This window comes from Lentzea nigeriaca, from assembly GCF_016907955.1.
GTDB classification, from domain to species: domain Bacteria; phylum Actinomycetota; class Actinomycetes; order Mycobacteriales; family Pseudonocardiaceae; genus Lentzea; species Lentzea nigeriaca.
On record NZ_JAFBCX010000002.1, the window covers coordinates 793,588 to 809,908 of the forward strand.

Annotated in this window: 12 protein-coding genes; 6 read left to right on the top strand and 6 right to left on the bottom strand. The window is 68.8% G+C overall.

The genetic code is table 11. From position 1 onward, the window contains the following. Positions 1 to 56: 56 nt before the first annotated feature. A complete protein-coding gene (locus JOD27_RS10195) occupies positions 57 to 962 on the bottom strand; it encodes an IniB N-terminal domain-containing protein (RefSeq protein WP_204761859.1) in 906 nt (301 codons plus the stop codon). Positions 963 to 1,176: 214 nt separating this feature from the next. On the opposite strand from JOD27_RS10195, the gene JOD27_RS10200 reads away from it, so the two are divergent. The 3 genes from JOD27_RS10200 to JOD27_RS10210 all read left to right on the top strand — a co-directional run bounded on the left by JOD27_RS10200 (position 1,177) and on the right by JOD27_RS10210 (position 7,131). Continuing rightward, the gene (locus tag JOD27_RS10200) at positions 1,177 to 2,373 is read left to right on the top strand and encodes a DUF7159 family protein (RefSeq protein WP_204761860.1); all 1,197 of its coding nucleotides are present in this window, start codon (positions 1,177 to 1,179) and stop codon (positions 2,371 to 2,373) included. 52 nt (positions 2,374 to 2,425) lie between these two features. Further along, positions 2,426 to 4,702 (top strand): helix-turn-helix transcriptional regulator, encoded by a 2,277-nt coding sequence (locus JOD27_RS10205; RefSeq protein ID WP_307830045.1) that lies wholly within the window; start codon positions 2,426 to 2,428, stop codon positions 4,700 to 4,702. A gap of 374 nt (positions 4,703 to 5,076) precedes the next feature. Beyond that, on the top strand, positions 5,077 to 7,131 hold the full coding sequence (locus JOD27_RS10210; RefSeq protein ID WP_204761861.1) for a diguanylate cyclase domain-containing protein: 2,055 nt from the start codon (positions 5,077 to 5,079) through the stop codon (positions 7,129 to 7,131). Here the strand turns inward: JOD27_RS10210 and JOD27_RS10215 are convergent. Beyond that, positions 7,106 to 7,603: a DUF2165 domain-containing protein gene (locus tag JOD27_RS10215; RefSeq protein WP_204761862.1), complete on the bottom strand. Its 498-nt coding sequence runs from the start codon at positions 7,601 to 7,603 to the stop codon at positions 7,106 to 7,108. The genes JOD27_RS10210 and JOD27_RS10215 overlap by 26 nt on opposite strands. Positions 7,604 to 7,634: 31 nt before the next feature. Here JOD27_RS10215 and JOD27_RS10220 point away from each other — a divergent pair, with 31 nt between their 5' ends. Together JOD27_RS10220 and JOD27_RS10225 are read left to right on the top strand one after the other, a co-directional pair. Further along, complete coding sequence (locus JOD27_RS10220; protein WP_204761863.1) at positions 7,635 to 8,684, top strand: glycosyltransferase family 4 protein; 1,050 nt, start codon at positions 7,635 to 7,637, stop codon at positions 8,682 to 8,684. Beyond that, the gene (locus tag JOD27_RS10225; protein ID WP_204761864.1) at positions 8,675 to 9,421 is read left to right on the top strand and encodes a glycosyltransferase; all 747 of its coding nucleotides are present in this window, start codon (positions 8,675 to 8,677) and stop codon (positions 9,419 to 9,421) included. The genes JOD27_RS10220 and JOD27_RS10225 overlap by 10 nt, the downstream gene beginning before the upstream one ends. Here the strand turns inward: JOD27_RS10225 and JOD27_RS10230 are convergent. Further along, complete coding sequence (locus JOD27_RS10230) at positions 9,396 to 13,211, bottom strand: nSTAND1 domain-containing NTPase (protein ID WP_204761865.1); 3,816 nt, start codon at positions 13,209 to 13,211, stop codon at positions 9,396 to 9,398. The genes JOD27_RS10225 and JOD27_RS10230 overlap by 26 nt on opposite strands. A 251-nt stretch (positions 13,212 to 13,462) precedes the next feature. After that, positions 13,463 to 14,362: an LCP family protein gene (locus JOD27_RS10235; protein WP_204761866.1), complete on the bottom strand. Its 900-nt coding sequence runs from the start codon at positions 14,360 to 14,362 to the stop codon at positions 13,463 to 13,465. 106 nt (positions 14,363 to 14,468) lie between these two features. On the opposite strand from JOD27_RS10235, the gene JOD27_RS10240 reads away from it, so the two are divergent. After that, on the top strand, positions 14,469 to 14,936 hold the full coding sequence (locus JOD27_RS10240; RefSeq protein ID WP_204761867.1) for a GNAT family N-acetyltransferase: 468 nt from the start codon (positions 14,469 to 14,471) through the stop codon (positions 14,934 to 14,936). Here JOD27_RS10240 and JOD27_RS10245 read toward each other — a convergent pair. Together JOD27_RS10245 and JOD27_RS10250 are read right to left on the bottom strand one after the other, a co-directional pair. Further along, on the bottom strand, positions 14,933 to 15,691 hold the full coding sequence (locus JOD27_RS10245) for a hypothetical protein (protein WP_204761868.1): 759 nt from the start codon (positions 15,689 to 15,691) through the stop codon (positions 14,933 to 14,935). The genes JOD27_RS10240 and JOD27_RS10245 overlap by 4 nt on opposite strands. After that, positions 15,688 to 16,218, bottom strand: coding sequence for a SigE family RNA polymerase sigma factor (locus JOD27_RS10250; RefSeq protein WP_204761869.1), 531 nt, complete (start codon positions 16,216 to 16,218; stop codon positions 15,688 to 15,690). The genes JOD27_RS10245 and JOD27_RS10250 overlap by 4 nt, the downstream gene beginning before the upstream one ends. Positions 16,219 to 16,321: the final 103 nt, after the last annotated feature.

A 16,321-nucleotide genomic window follows, 5' to 3' on the forward strand; every position in this document is an offset into this window, starting at 1 on the left:
ACGCCGAACCGGCCCTGTCAGGAGAGACAGGGCCGGTCCGGGATGGGGAGGGTGGTTCAGCCGAGCAGGCCGTGCAGGTCGAGGTCGCCGACCACCGGCGCGTGGTGCGCGACGTCGGTGACGGTGTTGACCACGTTGCCGACACCGGCGGTGTGGTCGACCAGACCGGTCGCGGTGTGGGTCACGTCGGTGACGGTGCTGACGGCGCCGGTCACGTCGTGCGTGACCTGGCCGACGGTCTCGATGGACTGGACGCCGACGTGGCCGTCGGTGATGTGGTTCAGGCCGCTGACGTTGAGGGAGCCGATGCCGGCGTCCGCGCCGCCGAGCACGCCCAGCGTGTCGTGGGCCAGGCCGGTCACGCCGTCGAGGTGGCCGAGGACGCCGTCGAGGCCGGGGACGGTGTGACCAGCGGTCGCCAGCGTGCCGTCGACGGTGGAGGTCGCGGTGTCGGCCACGTCGAGCGCGGTGCCGGTGACCGGGGACGCGGTGTGGTCGAGGACGGAGGTCACGTCGTTGACCGCGGAGAAGTCACCGCCGAGGCCCAGCTTGGTCGAGGTGAACTCGCCGAGGGTCTTGTTGGCCGCGATCAGGTTGAGACCGTTCTCGTCGACCGCGAGCACGCCCGCGGACGAGGTGTGCAGGTCGCTGAGGTTGACGCCCGACGAGGTCAGCTGAGACGTGACGGCCTGCAGCTGGCTGATGGCGCCGAGCGGGCCCGCCGCGAGCAAGGAGTCCGTGGGCAGCGCCAGGTCGAGACCCTCGACGGTGGGCAGACCGTCGACGGCGGGGACCAGGTCGAGGACCAGCGGGATGACCTCCTGCACGTCAACGGCCGTGATGTCGGCCAGGCCGGCCTGCTCCAGCGTGCCCTGAGCGTCGGTGGCGAAAGCGGCCTTCAGGGCCGGGTCGCTGAGGAGGTTGAGCACGAAGTCGTGGAGCGTGCTGGTCGACTCGATCATCTGAAGGACTCTCCTGTTGAAGCACGTTTCAATTGGTGTGCCGAAAAGCTATGAGAGCGGGAACACCCGAACATCGGGGATCACTCCCAGTGAATCCCCGTTCCCTGAAGGGGTGACGGTCGTTAACCCCCTAGGGGATTAGGGGCACTGCTTGAGCGTCTCTTGTTCACCCGTGTAGGTACTGGTCGCTGCTGCGAACAGGTGAGGAAGAGACTTGGCGTACGTACTCGGAGTCGATGTCGGGACCACCCGCACGACCGCTGCCGTGTGCCGTCTCGACGGTGCCCGGGATGCCGAGATCGCCCTGGTTGTTCCGTCGTTTCTGCAGCTCACGGACGCAGGGACGTTCTCGGTGGGAGAGTTCGACTCGTCCGGCTGGGCGGCCACCGGATTCGCCCGCAGAGTCGGTGACGCGGTGCCGTTCTCGCTGGGCCCGGAGACGTGCCCGGCCGAGGAACTGACCGCGTTGTTGATCATGTGGGTGATCGGCGAGGTGGTCGCCCGGGAGGGTGAACAGCCCCGGCACGTGGCCGTCAGTCACCCGGCCGGATGGGGCCCCTATCGCCGGGGACAGCTCTACGCGGCGCTGCGGGCCGTCGGCGTCCACGACGTGACGCTCGTGCCCGAGCCGTTCGCGGCCGCCGAGAACCACGCCGTGCGCTCGCGGGTACTGCCGGACTCGTCGTTGGCGGTGTTCTCGCTGGGCAGCCACGCGTTCTCCGCGTCGGTCGTGCGCCGGTCGCAGAGCCGCACGTTCGAGCTGGTCAACCACGTCGAGGGCATCGACCACCACACCGGAGGCGACTTCGACGACCTGCTGGCGGCACTGGTGCGCGGCAGGCTCGGCAAGGACGGCGTCGTGTCGGTCGCCGAGTGCGAGGCGGCGAAGCGGGCGTTCGGCCCGTCGGTCGTGATCAGCGGCGTCGAGATCACCCGCGACGAGTTCGTCGAGGAGATCCGGCCGTCCGTCGACCACCTGGTGTGCACCTTCGTGCGCGCTCTGGGCGCCGTGCAGCCCGACGCGGTGCTGCTCGTCGGTGGTGGCTGCCGGATGCCCGGGATCGGCGACGCGCTGTCCGCCGCCGTCGACTGCCGGGTGCTGGCCGAGGCCGCCCCCGAGCACTCGGTGGCCAAGGGCGCCGCTGTCGCCGCCCGGCTGGTGGTCGTCGGGCCCGAGTCCGAACCCGAGCCCCTCGAGACGTCGGTCCTGGTTCACACCCGCGAAGCGTCGTTGCGGTTCCCGGTCGGCGAGATCGTCAGCCCCGACGACGAAGAGTTCACCGCGCCACCACCCCGCCCGCCGGTGGACGTGTCCCCGCTGGACCTGCCCCCGCGCCGGGTGAAGCGCGTGGCGAGCGCGCTGAACCCCGTCGGCCGCCGGTCCAGTTCCAAATCCAAGAACGACGATTAGAGGACGGCCGTTGAGCGTGACCACGCGAGCCAGGTTGGTGTTGGACGCCTCCGTGCGAGACGTCCTCGACCGGATCAACGACGCCCCCGCGGGCACCCGCCTGCGCGTTGTCGTTGTGGCGCCTGGCGGTTACGGCAAGACAGCGTTGCTGGAAGAGATCACCAACGCCGCGGTGCGCGTGGTCGACGACGTGCACCTGCTGGACGACACCGCACTGCGCGACCTGGCTGCCGAGCCCTTGCTCGTCGCCGCCTACCGTCCGTGGCCGCGTCGCTCGGCGCTGGCCGAACTGACCCGTGGCGCCGTGGTCGTGCCGCTGGCGCCGTTCTCCCGCGAGCAGGTCCGCGAGTTCCTGCACGCGCCGAAGCCCGTGGTGGACTTCGTCCTCGGGCAGACCGGTGGCGTGCCCGCGTTCGTGGAACGGCTCGGCGCCGCCACCGAGGTGTCGCCCGAGGTGCTGAGCGGGTTCCGCTCCGAGCTCGACTGGCTGGACCCGGACGTGCAGAGGTTCCTGCTGGCCGCCGAGGCCGGAGCCGCCCAGCGGCTCGACCTGTTGTCCTCGTTGCTGGACAAGGACTTCGACGAGGTCAGCGACATCATCGAGGCTGCCCGGGCCACCGGCATGCTCGCCGAGGACGGGACGCTGTTGCCGTTGGCGCATCGGGCCGTCGCGGCGTTGACCCGGGCTGAGCGGCGGATCGCCGTGCGACAGAAGTTGGCACAGTTGCAGCTTGAGCGCGGCGGGCCGGTTCTGGAGCTGGTGCGGCCGTTGCTGGACACCGGGATCGGTGGGCCCGTGTTCGCCGCGGCTGCTCGGGAGGCGCTGGCTTCCGATCCTGGGCTCGCTGCTCGGTTGTTCAAGGCTTCCACCGGTGGTGGGGCGCCCTCTGCGGAGACTGCTGCTTCGTGGGCGACGGCGTCCGCCATGGCCGGCGATCTGGATTCCGCTCTGCGGCTGGCCGACCAGGTGATCAGTGCTTCCGACACGCCGCATCGGCGGACGGCTGCCGAAGTTGCGGCGGTGGCGCTGGCGCATCGGGGGCAGTTGGCTCGTAGCACCGAGCTGTTTCGGTGGGCTGCCACTCCTTATGCGGCGGCGTTTGCCGGGATCGGGCTGATCGGGACCGGGCATCGGTTCGAGGAGGCGCCGCCGCAGCCGCCGACGATGCTCGGTGGTGCCGCTTCGCTGATGTTGCAAGGGGTTCGGCAGTCTGTTTCCGGGGCCGAGACCGCCGCACTGTCCACTTTGGTGCGTGCGTCGTCGATGCTGGAGCCTGCTGGTGGGGCCGTGTTGTTGCCCGACAGTCCGGCTGCGCTGGCTGCGCTGGTGGCTGTGCAGTGCGGTGAGCCGAACGTTGCCGAGTCCGTGCTGGATCGTGCTGTGGAGTGCGGTACCGGTGGGGTCCTGATGTCGGTGCGGCATCGGTTGTTGCAGGCCTGGTTGCACATGTTGCGTGGGAATTTGGCTGTTGCGCGTGAGGCGCTGATGGCCGTTCGTGGGGTGTTCGAGCCTCGCGACTGGATTTTTGCTGTGGCGCTCGAGGTCGGGGTGGCGCGGCGCAACAGTGATCTGGCTACCTTGCGGCGTACTTGGGAGCAGGCCTGTGAGGCTGTTCTGCGGCATCCTGTGGACCTGTTCTCCTTGTTGCCGCTAGGGGAGTTCGCCGCTGCTGCCGCTCGGTTGAGGGACCAGGAGCGGTTGGCGCCGCATCTTGCCCAGGCCGCCGCGTTGTTGCGGTCGTTGGGGGAACCGCCGTTGTGGGCTACGCAGCTGCATTGGAGTTTGTTGCACGCTGCGATCATTGATGAGAACTTTTCTGCGGCTGAAGAGCATGCGGCTGCGCTGGCAGTCAATCGGGAGCATTCTCGGTATTGTGCCGTTATTTCTGTTGCTGCCGAGAGCTGGCTCGATGTGATCGCTGGGAAGGTTGACCCGGATCGGGTTGAGGAAGCTGCTCGTAGCCTGCATGCCGTCGGGCTTTGCTGGGATGCTTCTCGACTGGCTGGGCAGGCCGCTATTCGGACGTCCGATCGGCAGGCCATGGTTCGGTTGCTCGACTGTGCCCGGCTGTTGCAGGGCCGGCCTGTTTCGGCTCGGCGCGGGGTTGAGGACGCTCCGGCCGTTGCCGAGGATTCCGGGAAGTTGAGTGATCGGGAGCGGGAGGTTGCCCGGCTGGTTTTGGAAGGGATGACCTATAAGCAGGTTGGGGATCGTTTGTTCATCTCTGCCAAGACTGTTGAGCATCATATGGCTCGGATGAGGCAGAGGTTGGGGTCTACTTCTCGGTCTGATTTGCTGGCTCAGCTGCGGCATATTGTTGGGGTTTAGGGTTTTCGGGGTGCGCGCGGGTTTCGTAGGTCGTCCCCCGGTCGCGTTGTGGTTGCGTCCGGGTGGGTGGGTCCCGTCATGAGCGGTGCCGGAGCGCCCGGGCAGGGCCAACGACTGCTCGGCTTCGCCATCGCTTGGGCCTCGCCTCCGGCTTCGGGGGCCGCTTGCCGCAGCGCCCTGTCCGGTGGGCGCTTCTGACCCGAACGAGGGGACGGCGTTGGGCCTTTTCGTGGGAAAATTGCTCCGATTGAGCGAGTAAAGGTTGTGACTCTGCGAGATCGCTGTACGCCCGTTGGGAGGATCCGCCCCGCGCAATGGGACGGTGTGGTTTGCTGGCGGTAGGCTTCCGCACCGTTGCTCGCCGAGCAGGTCAGGTGGATGATTTGCCGAGCCAGGACGACGCGAGATCGTCACGTCCCCAGGGACGTGACGAGGTGGCGCGCGGCTGGGCGGTGAGGCTCAGTCGGACCGCCTACATTCCCTTGTCGGCCGCGAAGCTGGCGGACGAGTTGCACGAGCTGCTGAACGTCGTGGCTGACGCCGTTGTTCAGGACCCGGCCGGTGCGGCTGTGGTCGGTTCGCGGCTGGTGGAGATCCACTGCGTTGGGGCCGAGAGTCTGCGGGCGTCTGTCGAGGTGCTTGCCCGGTTCGTGGCTCGGGAGGGGGCTGACGCCGAGACCGCGGCGTTGGTCGTGGGGGCCGTGTCGGCTGCGTATACCGGGGCCATGCAGGCCTTTGTGCTGGAGCAGCAGGAGAGCATCAGTCAGGCCTTGCTCAACGCGAACCGGGCTGTGCAGCTTGATCTGCAGGCCAGCGAGGAGCGGTTCGAGGACATCTTTGCTCACTCGTCCACTGGCATCGCGATGGTGAGTCTTGACGGGGAGCTGGAGCGGGCCAACGAGGCGCTGTGCAACATCCTGAGGCGTGAGGACGTTGCCGGGATGACGCTCACGGATCTCATCGCGCCGGCCGATCTGCCGTTGGTCAACGATGCGTTGGAGAGCCTGAAGTACGGGCGGATGCGGCGGGTCGAGGAGCGGCCACGGCTGATCGATCGGGACGGGGAGCACTTCCGGGTGCTGTTGGCGGCGACAGTGCAGAAGGATGCCGAGGACAATCCCCAGCACTTCGTGGTGATGATCGACGACGACAGTCAGCTGACGTTGCTCGGTGGGCGGTTGCAGTACCAGTCGTTGCACGATGCGTTGACCGGGTTGCCGAACCGGCAGTACTTGACCACGCGGCTGGAGTCGTTGCTGCACAGCGACATCGAGCACGGGGTCACGTTGTATCACCTCGATCTGGACGCGTTCGCGGTCATCACGGATGGTCTCGGGCGGGAGATCGGCGACAAGGTCCTCAAGTCCGTGGCGGAGCGGTTGAGTGCCGTTTTCGCCGGCGAGAAGGCCATGGTGGCTCGGCTCGAGGGCGACGAGTTCGCGGTTCTCGTGGAGAACGGGCCCGAGACGCCGGACGTGGACACGACTGTTCGGACGATCGAGCACGAGCTGGCCGAGCCCGTCTATTTCGACGGGCACGGGGTGGCTGTGTCGGCTTCGATCGGGGTGTTGCCGCGGTTGGTCAGCGGTGGGCATCCGGCTGAGGTGTTGCGGGCCTCGGACATGACGTTGCGGCGGGCCAAGCGGAGTGGGCGGCGGCAGTGGGGGCTGCACGACGCCACGCTGGACAAAAGGGAGCAGGAGGAGTTCGCGCTGGCGGCTGTGATGCCGGGGGCGTGGGAGAGCGGTGAGATCGAGGTCGTGTTCAACCCCGTCATGAGGCTGGACGGGGCTGGGCGGATCTGTGTCGAGGCAGAGCTGAACTGGCGGCATCGGGATGCCGGGCTGATCACGCACGAGAAGTGCGTGACGATGGCCGAGCACACCGGGCTGATGTTGCCGTTGGGCGAGTGGATGTTGCGCACCGCGGCTGAGACCGCGTGCCTGCACGACGAGATTCTCGCGGTGTGCTTGACGGAGAGCATGGCGAACAGTCCGGACCTGGTTCGGGACGTTCGGCGGGTGCTGGCGGACACCGGGTTACCGGCCGGGCGGTTGTTGCTCGGGTTTCCGGTGCACGTGCTGGCCTCGCAGGACAGCGAGGCGGCGGACAACCTGGATCTGTTGTCCGACATGGGATTGCACATCGGGGCGCGGGACTTCACGGGCTCCACTTCGGAGATCGAGCTGGTTCGCGAGCTCGGCGTGCGGGCCGTGCGGGTGAAGGGACGGGCGCAGAAGCCCGACGAGCTGGTGTCGCATGTGCTCAGCGACCTCGTCGGGTTCGTGCACGAGGCCGGTGGGCTCGTCGTGATCGACGCGATCGAGGACGCTGAGCAACGGGATTGGTGGAGTGAGATCGGCGCCGACGCCGGGGTCGGGCCGGTGTTCTGCGTTGAGCCGACTACGGAGTGGCCCGGCGTGGGCTGAGGTGGACGAGGATCAGGGCGATGCCCGCGACGGTGACCATGCGCAGGGCCGCGGCGATGCCGTTCCAGTCCTTCGACTGCCACATCGCGAACCACTCGCCGCCGATGGTGATGAAGCCGCCGAGGAACAGCGCCACGATCATCAGCAGGCCCGCTGAGGCGAACCCGCGGGCGGTGTCCTCCTTGTCGCGGAGGTAGGCGATGGTGCCGGCGGTCAGCAGGACCGCGGAGATCGCCTCCCACAGGATGATCGCGACGTAGACGATCGTGACGACGGCGGGGCTGGTGATGGCCCGCCACTTCAGTTCCTTGCCGAACGTGGTGTCCATGGCGAGGACGTGTTTCACGAACGCCTCGTTCGTGCCGTAGTCCGTGGCGTTGCCGAGGACCACGAGAAGCATGTTGAGGGCGATGAACCCGACGGTCACCGCCACAACCGCGCGCAAGCTGCCGACCCGAGCAAGAAGACGCATGGCGCGGACAGTAACCGATAGGGTGCTGCCAGTGAGTCGCGTTTGTGTCGTCTCCCACCGGCTGGGCGGGTTCGACGGGGTCAGTGTCGAGGCGGCGAAGTGGGCGGATGCCTTCTCGGCCCTCGGCTGGGAGGTCACGCTCGCCGCCGGGTTCTTCGCCTCCGGGTCCGGTGTGGTCGTTCGCGGCATGTGGGCCGATCGGCCCGGTGGTGAGCCGCCGCCTGTGGACCACGCGTTGATCAAATCGCTCTGCACCGAGCATGACCTGGTGGTTCTCGACAACGCCGGCTCGTTGTGGAGTGCGCCGGAGGCTTCGGTGGCGTGGGAGGAGCACGCTCTCGCGGCCGGGGTTCCGGTGATCCTGCGGCATCACGACCCGGCGTGGCAGCGTGTCCAGTTGAGACCGGTCGACGGTGACGTCGTGCCGCTGCACCACCCGGCGCACTTGCACGTGCTGATCAACTCGCTGACCCAGCGGGAGTTCCTCACGCGCTGGCCCTCGTTGCGCACTCGGGTCGTGCACAACCGGGTCGACGTCGCGGGGCTCTCGGGTGGTGATCGCGCCGGCACTCGCGCTCTTCTCGGCGTCGACCCGGACGACTACCTGGTGGTGCATCCGGCGCGCGTCGAGGGCACGTCGAAGAACATTCCGGGTGCCGTCGAGTTCATCCGTGCGCTGTCCGCGCGTCGTGATCGCGTGCGGTACTGGCTCACCGACGACGCGCCTTGTGCTGCGGTGGAAGGACTTCCCGGCGTCGTCCGCGGCCGGGTGGCTTCGCCCGCCGATCTCTACGCGGCCGCCGATCTCGTGCTGCTTCCGTCCACTTGGGAGGGTTGGGGGCTGCCGGTGTGCGAGGCGGCCGCGGCGTCGAGGTTCGTGGTGGCGGGGCCGTATCCGGTGCTGGACGAGATCCGGGCGCTGGGGCTGACAGTGTTCGACCCCGGCGACATCGACGGGTTGCTCACCGCGTCGAGTGACGTTCTCGCGGCGAATCGTGCTGCGGTGCAACGACATCTCGACCTCCGCGAGCTACCGCGGGTGCTGGAGGAACTGATCGAGGAGGCTGCGCGGTGCCGGTGATCTCGGTGCTCACCCCGGCTCACCCCGGCCGTGCGGAGTACGTGCGGGAAGCAGGCGAAAGCCTTGCCCGGCAACGACTTCCGGAGGGCTGGGCGCTGGAGTGGATCGTCCAGGAGGACGCGGTCACGGCGGAGCTGGACCTCGCCGCGTTCCCGTTCGCCCGGCACGAGCTCAACGGGGAACGGCTCGGCATCGCGATCACCCGTAACCTCGCGCTCACCAGGGCGTCCGGTGAGCTCGTGCACGTGCTCGACTCCGACGACTTGCTGCTGCCGGATGCGCTGGCCGTCGCGATCAGGGCGTTCCAGGACTTCCCCGACATCCACTGGGTGGCGACGCAGGCCGACGACCTGCTGCCGGACGGGTCGAGGAAGGCCTTCGACCCGTTGATCCCGCCCGGTCGCCTGGAAGCGGGCGCGGTCAACGACTACGTGCTCGCGCACATCGGCGACCACGGCATGGGCCGCTGGCCGTTCCACCACGGCTGCATGACGATGCGCGCGGACACCGTGCGCGCGCTCGGCGGCTGGGCGGCGATCCCGCGGTCGGAGGACGGGCTGCTGCTCGCCGCCCTGTGCGAGGTGGCGCCCGGCTACTTCACGCCGGAGGTGACGTGGCTGGTTCGCCAGCACGCCACCAGGACGTCGCGATCCGGCGACTGGCACCGGCTGCTGCCCCAGTCGATGGCCATGATCCGCCGCCGGATCGAGGCTATGCGCACGGGTCCTCGAACTTGAGCTGCGGCAGGCGTTCCTCCCACAGCTCGCGGGTGAGCGCGCCTCGCGTGGTCGCGCAGATGCGGTCGGCCTGGTCGGACACGTCGAGGTCCCACAGCCGGCCCGCGCCGTCGTTCGAACCGGAGCCCAGGACGCGCCCGACCGGTCCGAACTGGACGTGCGTCTCGCTGCTGTAGTCGACGACGATCGGCTGACCGAGCGGGGCCGCGGCGGCGGGATCGCTGACGTCCCACAGCCTGATCGTCTTGTCCGCGCTGCCGCTGGCGAGCGTCCTGCCGTCCGGCGAGAGCGAGATCGAGCTGATCAGTCCGGTGTGGCCGGTGAGCACGCCGAGCCGCTTCGGGTGCTCCCGGTCGCTGACGTCCCACAGCCTGATCGTCTTGTCGCCGCCCGCGGTGATGAGCGTTCTGCCGTCCGGCGTGAACGTGCCCTGCATCACCGGGTCGTGGTGATCGTCGATCGGACTGCCGAGCAGCCGGGCCTTCGCGGGATCCGAGACGTCCCACAGGCGGAACGTGCGGTCGCTGCTGGCCGAGACGAGGGTCTTGCCGTCAGGGCTGAACGCGACGCCGTTCATCCACCCGTCGTGGCCGAGCAGCGGCCGGCCGATCTTGACGGGCCTGGCCGGGTCGCGGATGTCCCACAGCTGCAGTGACTTGTCGTCGTTGCCGGTGACCATGACGGTGCCGTCCGGGTTCAACGCCAACGGTGAGGAGAACCGCGTGTCGAGTCTGATCGGCTCGCCCAGCGGAACCGTGTGCTCCGGGTTGCTCACGTCCCACAGCCGCACCGTCTTGTCGCCGGCCGAGGTGACCATCACCTTGCCGTCCGGCGTGAACTTCGGCTGGCCAACGCCCCACTCGTGGCCGAGCAGTGGTGGCCCGACCTCCTTCGGACCGTTGGCGTTAGAGATGTCCCACAGCCGCACCGACCTGTCGCCCGACCCGGTCGCGACCAGCTTGCCGTCCGGCCGGAAGCCCGGATTGGACACCCGTGCGGCGTGCCCGAGCAACACGTTGTGCGGCAACGACCACAGCCGCACCACGTTCTCGTTCGCGCCGGTCGCGAGATACTGGCCGTCCGGGGAGAAGCCGACGGCGAACACACCGCCGCTCAGTGCCGCGAGCGGCCTGCCGAGCTGGCTCGCCGCCGAGGGGTTGCTGAGGTTCCACAGACGCGCGGTGTTGTCGCTGCCTCCGGACGCCAGCACCTTGCCGTCCGGGCTGAACTTCACCGACCACACGGAAGCCGTGTGCCCGACGAGCGCCTGGCCGACCGGGTTCTGCGTGGCCGGGTCCCACAGCCTGACCGTCTTGTCGTCGCTGCCGGACGCCAGCAGCTTGCCGTCCGGGCTGAACGCCACGGTGTGGATGCCGTCGGTGTGACCCGTCATCGGCTTGCCGACCCGCGTCCTGGTGGCCACGTCCCACAACCGGATCGTCTGGTCGTCGCCGGCGGTGGCGAGGAGCTTGCCGTCCGGGCTGAACGCGAGCGAGCGGACCGGCGACGTGTGGTCGCGCAGCGGCTCGCCGAGCGGCTTGGCGTCGGCCGGGTCGCTCACGTCCCACAGCCGGGCCGACTTGTCGTCGTTCGCCGCCGCGAGCGCCTTGCCGTCCGGGCTGAACTCCAGCAGGTAGCTGGTGCCGTTGCCGGTCTCGATCTTCTTGATCTCCCTCGGCTGCGCCGGATCGCGGACGTCCCACAGCCGGATGGTCTTGTCCGCGCCGGTCGTCGCGAGAACGGTGCCGTCCGGGCTGAACACCGCGGAGCTCAGCCAGTCGCCGTGCCCGGTGAGCACGGCGAGCGGCTTCGGCTTCGACTTGTCGCGGACGTCCCAGAGCCGGGCGGTGCGGTCGTAGCTCGCGGTGGCGAGGACCGTGCCGTCCTTGTTGAACGACGTCAGGTAGACGGCGCCGGTGTGACCCTTGAGCGGGATGGCGAGCGGGGACTGCTGCATGGCGAGGAGCCGCGAGTTCACGCCCTGGTCGTCCGGGCGCAGGCGGTGCGCGGCGAGTAGCAGCTGTGCCGACAGCGAGGGATCGGCGTCGAGCACGCGTGCCGCCTCCGCGGTGACCTGGGAGAACTGCGCGTCGTTCCGTTGCCGCACGGCGATCACCGCCGCGCCGGCCGCGATCAGCGCGAAAACCACCACCAACGAGATGGCGCTCCTGCGCAGCCAAAGGCTCTTGCGGTGCTGCCGTTCCGAGGCGTGCACGAAGTCCTTGGCGACAGCGGTGACCTCCCGCTGGTGCCGCACGCCCTCCAGCCGTGCGCCGCGGTAGAGCAACGACGAGTCGCGACCGTGCTCCGACCACGTCGTCGCGTCCTCCTCCAGCTTCTGCCGGGTGAGGTTGCCCGCGCGGTCCTCGTCGATCCAGCTGCGCAGGCGCGGCCATGCGTGCAGCAGCGCCTCGTGCGTGATCTCGACGCTGCCGGCGTCGAGAGTGATCAGCCGGGCCCTCGTGAGGACCTCGAGCGCGCGTTCGGTCGCCGGCAGGTTGGTGCTCGCCTCCAGCAGGCTGTGGCGGCTCGACCTGCGGCGCGTGTCCTGCGTGTCGTCGCCGACCCTGACCAGGCGCAGGAGCAGCTGCTTCGCGGCCGCCCTCGCCGGTTCGTCGAGGTCGGACCAGGCGCGTTCGGCGGTGGTGGCGACGGCGCCCTGGATGCCACCCGCCGCCCGGTAGCCGGCGATCGTGAGACGACCGGCCTGCCTGCGCTGCCACGTGACCAGCAGGGCGTGGCTGAGCAGGGGGAGCGCGCCCGCGTCGTAGGCGTCCTTGCCGCGGCGGTTGTGCGCCCCCAGGTCGCGCAGCAGGAGGTCGACCAGACCCGCTTCGAGCTGCAAGCCAGCGGCCTTGGCAGGGTTCGTCACCGCGTCGCGCACCTCGGTCGCCGACATCGCGCCGAGCACCATCTGCCGGTTCTGCAGGGCCTCCGCGAGCTCGGGGAAGTCGAGGCAGCGGGCGTAGAAGTCGGCCCGCACGCCGAGCACGACCGCCGTCTTCTCCGCCGCCGCGTGCAGGGCCTGCACGAAGACGCGCAGCCGGTTCTCGTCGCCGCCGAGCGTGAACGCCTCCTCGAACTGGTCGACGATCACCACCCGGTCGCCGACCGCGAGCTGCACCTCGTGTGCGAACTCGACCAGCACCTCGGAATCGGCAGCGGCCTCCAGAGTGCGAATCAGCTCCGGCACCTGGAGCGCGAACTCCTTCAGCGGATCCGTGCCGGGAGAAATGACGATGTACTCTTTGCTCAGGCGCGGCAGCACGCCCGCCTTCATCAAACTGGACTTTCCGGCGCCGGACGCTCCGACGAGCATCGTGATGCCGTTTTCGGTCAGCCTGGCGAGAAGTGCGTTCGTCGCCCTTTCCCGCCCGAAGAACCAATTCGCGTCCTGCGGTCCGAATGCGCTCAGACCCATGTACGGGCATACGGCGCTGTCTTCTTGAGGAGGTGTGTCCGTGTCGGTGACCGGGCTGGCGAGCGCCTCCTCCCAGAGGGTGCGCCACGCGTCGAGGTCGTACAGCGCGTCGATCGCCGGCTGGGGCTTCCGCTTGCGCGCCTCGCCGACGAGGATCTCGAGGACGGCGCTCAGCCCGCTGAACCTGGCGGGCACGTTGCGCCCGCGCCGCCAGTCGCTGACGCGTTGAGCCGGTACGCGAACCGGTCTGCCCTGCTCGTCCGTTCGGCGGGCACGGGCGACCGACTCGGTGACCCGCTTCAGCGGTGGGTCGCCTGCCTCCGCGTAGAGCAGCGCAAAGCGCTCCGCGAAGACGCCACGGGGTCCCAAGCGGCCTCCACCTCGTCCGGACCGGAAAACTCCGACCGCCCGTCTGAGCTGCGGTGCGGGCACCGGACAGGCCGTCAGCAGCCCACCCTAACGAGGTGGTCTGACAACCTCGACCCCACGTCCTTCACAAGACCGGGAGACCGTCACAGTGGTAGTGGCTGACTGGGGCAAAACTTCCACGGCTGAGGAGCACTGGGGGTCTCCTCAGCCGTGGCCTCGCCCGAGCGAATGGCAGGGCGCCGCCTGTTAGGTCAGGCCGCCTTCCACAGTGCGTCCGCCTCTGGTTGCTTGGGCTGGACCCGGTTCGGGTCCGGCAGGTACGTCTCCGTCGGCAGTGTCACGTAGGTGATGCTCCCCGGCTTCAACGCGGTGAGTTTTCCCGCGAGATCCGCCAGTTTGGCGATCGAGCCGATCTCCTCGTCCGTCACGATTGATTTCGTGAGGATGTCGGCGAGCGTGAACGTTTTCTGCGGGCTGGCGAGCCAGTTCTCGTTGGCGAGTTTCTCGCTCAACGCCCGCATGAAAAGATGCTGGTTCCTGATTCGGTTGAGGTCGCTGCCGTCACCGATGCTGTAACGCGTTCTGACGAATGCGAGCGCCTGCGTTCCGTCGAGCTTGGTGGGCCCGGCCGGCACGTGCAGCCCGCTCTTCTCGTCGTCGATCGGCTCCGGGACGTTGATGTCGATGCCGCCGAGCCGGTCGATGACGTCTTTGAAACCGTTGAAGTCGATCTGCACGAAGTGGTCGATCCGGATGCCGCTCATCTGCTCGACCGTCGCCACCGTGCACGCCGCCCCACCCGTGGCGAAGGCGCTGTTGAACGTGGCGATGGCGGCCGGTGGGTGGGTGCCGCACCTCGGCCGCGGCACCATCGTGTCGCGCGGGATGCTGACGACCCTCGCCTGATCACCCGCGGCGTTGAGCTGCACGACCATGGCGGTGTCGGACCGCCCGTCGTCCTTGCCGATCAGGAGGATGTCGAGCGGACGGCCAGGCGTCGACGGAGGCCTGGCGTTTCCGATCTCCTTGGTGAGATCGACGGTCTTGAGGTTGCCCTCGAGCCGCCAGTAGGAACCCCCGACCACGACGCCCGCCGCGACGACCACGGCGGCCCCCGAGACCGCGAGCCATCGTTTCAAGTGGACGTTCATACCTCCGACGGTCCCGGCTGTTTGTCCAGATCCCGTCGGTGGTTTGTCATGGTTGTGTCACTATTTCGGTGTCGGGCCGTGCACGCAGCGAGTACAAAGCGTTGGCATGACAGTCCGTCTCGCAGAGCTCGCCGACGCGCCGGCCGTCGCCTCGGTGCACGTGAAGTCCTGGCAGACCACCTACCGAGGCCAGATTCCGGACGAGGTGCTCGACAACCTCTCCGTCGAGGAGAGCCAGGCGATGTGGGAACGCGCCATCCCGCGCGGCGAGGTGTGGGTGGCGCTGGCCGGCGACGAGGTCGTCGGCTTCGCCTGCACCGGTCCGTCCCGCGAGGTCGAGGGGATCTTCCAGTTGTACGCGATCTACTTCCTGCCGTCCGCGTGGGGAAGCGGCCTGGCCACGCCACTGGCGCAGGCCGCTCTCGGCGACGCCCCGGACACGATCGTCTGGGTGCTGGAGGACAACACACGTGCTCGCAGGTTCTACGAGCGCCTCGGCTTCACCCTGGACGGCGTGACCCGCGAGGAGAACTTCGGGACGACCGTCGTGAAGGAACTCCGCTACCGCCGCTAACGCGTGAAGCCTCCCCACACGGCGTGATCACGGCCGGCTGCCGTGGCCATCACGCCGAAGCGGTCGGCCTTCCCGTCGCGAGCGCCGCGGGTGTGGTTGTACTGCACCGCGAAGATCTGCTGTGCGGCCGGCACGGTGCGCCCCGACTTGAGGTCCCAGCGGTACACCACCTCACCGTCGATCTCCCGCACGCTGACGGTGAAGTCGTCACCCGGCGCCGTCTGCCACTGGCCGGAGCTCTGCACGCCGCCGGTCTGAGCGATGTGCACCTCCACCGTGAGCTTCGACAACGGCTGAGCGACGTCGAGGACGAGCCGATCCTGGGTCCAGTAGGTGTGGCTGGCAGGATCGACGGTTCCCTTCGACGACAACGGTCCGTCCGCCAGCCGGTCGTCCGTGGTCGACGGCGGGTTCGTGGTGGTGCCGGGTGTCTCCACGATCACGACCGGAGGAGCCTCCGAGGTGCGGGTGGGGCTGGGTGACGTGCTCGTCGTCGTGCTCGGTGCGGCGGGGATGGTCGTCTCCGGCGGCGGGCTGGTGTGGACGATGCCCGCGAAGGCGATTCCCGCGGTGACCAGGACCCCGGCCGCCGCCACACCGGCGAGCGTCACCTTGGACCACGACCTGGCGATGCCGGACGCGGGCCGAACCGACGCGGTGGCCATGCCGCGGTTGACGCGGGCGAGCATCCGGGCGCGGTCCGGCTGATGTGCTTCTGCCGCCTCCCGCAGCTGCCTGCTGATCTGCTCGTTCACCGGCTCACCCTCCCCGCGGCCACGTTCCCCGCCGCTCGCGCGCCGAGCACGCGTTCCAACTCGGCCATCCCTTTCGAGGTCTGGCTCTTCACCGCGCCGACCGAGATCCCCAGCGCGAGCGCGGTGTCCTTTTCCGACAGGTCGAAGGCGTGCCGGAGGACGACGCACGCCCGCTTGCGGAACGGCAACCGGTCGAGGGCCGCCCGGACGTCCATCACCGCGGCGACGTCCGGGTTCTGCACCTCCTGCGGACCACGTGACCAGAACAGGGCGATCCGCCGCCGTTCCCGCGTCGTGGCGCGGATGCGTTCCCGCGCCATGTTCGCGACCACGCCGCGGGCGTACGCGAGCGGGTGCTCGGCCTCGCGCAGCCGGTCCCAGCGCTGCCACAGGGCGACCAGCGCGTCCGCGGCCAGGTCGTCGGCGGCGTTCGTGTCACCGGTCAACAACCAGGCGAAGCGGGCCAGTTCGGCGTGGTGTCGATCGAAGAAGTCGTGGAACTCCGCCGATCTGCGGTCGACGACCATGGTCCTCACTCTCGGGGCCGGTAGGTGCGGCAACTTACCTGTGCCGTGGTCAGGACGGATCGCCGTGATGGGTGCGTGTCCGCCTCTGGCCAGGTGTGGACAC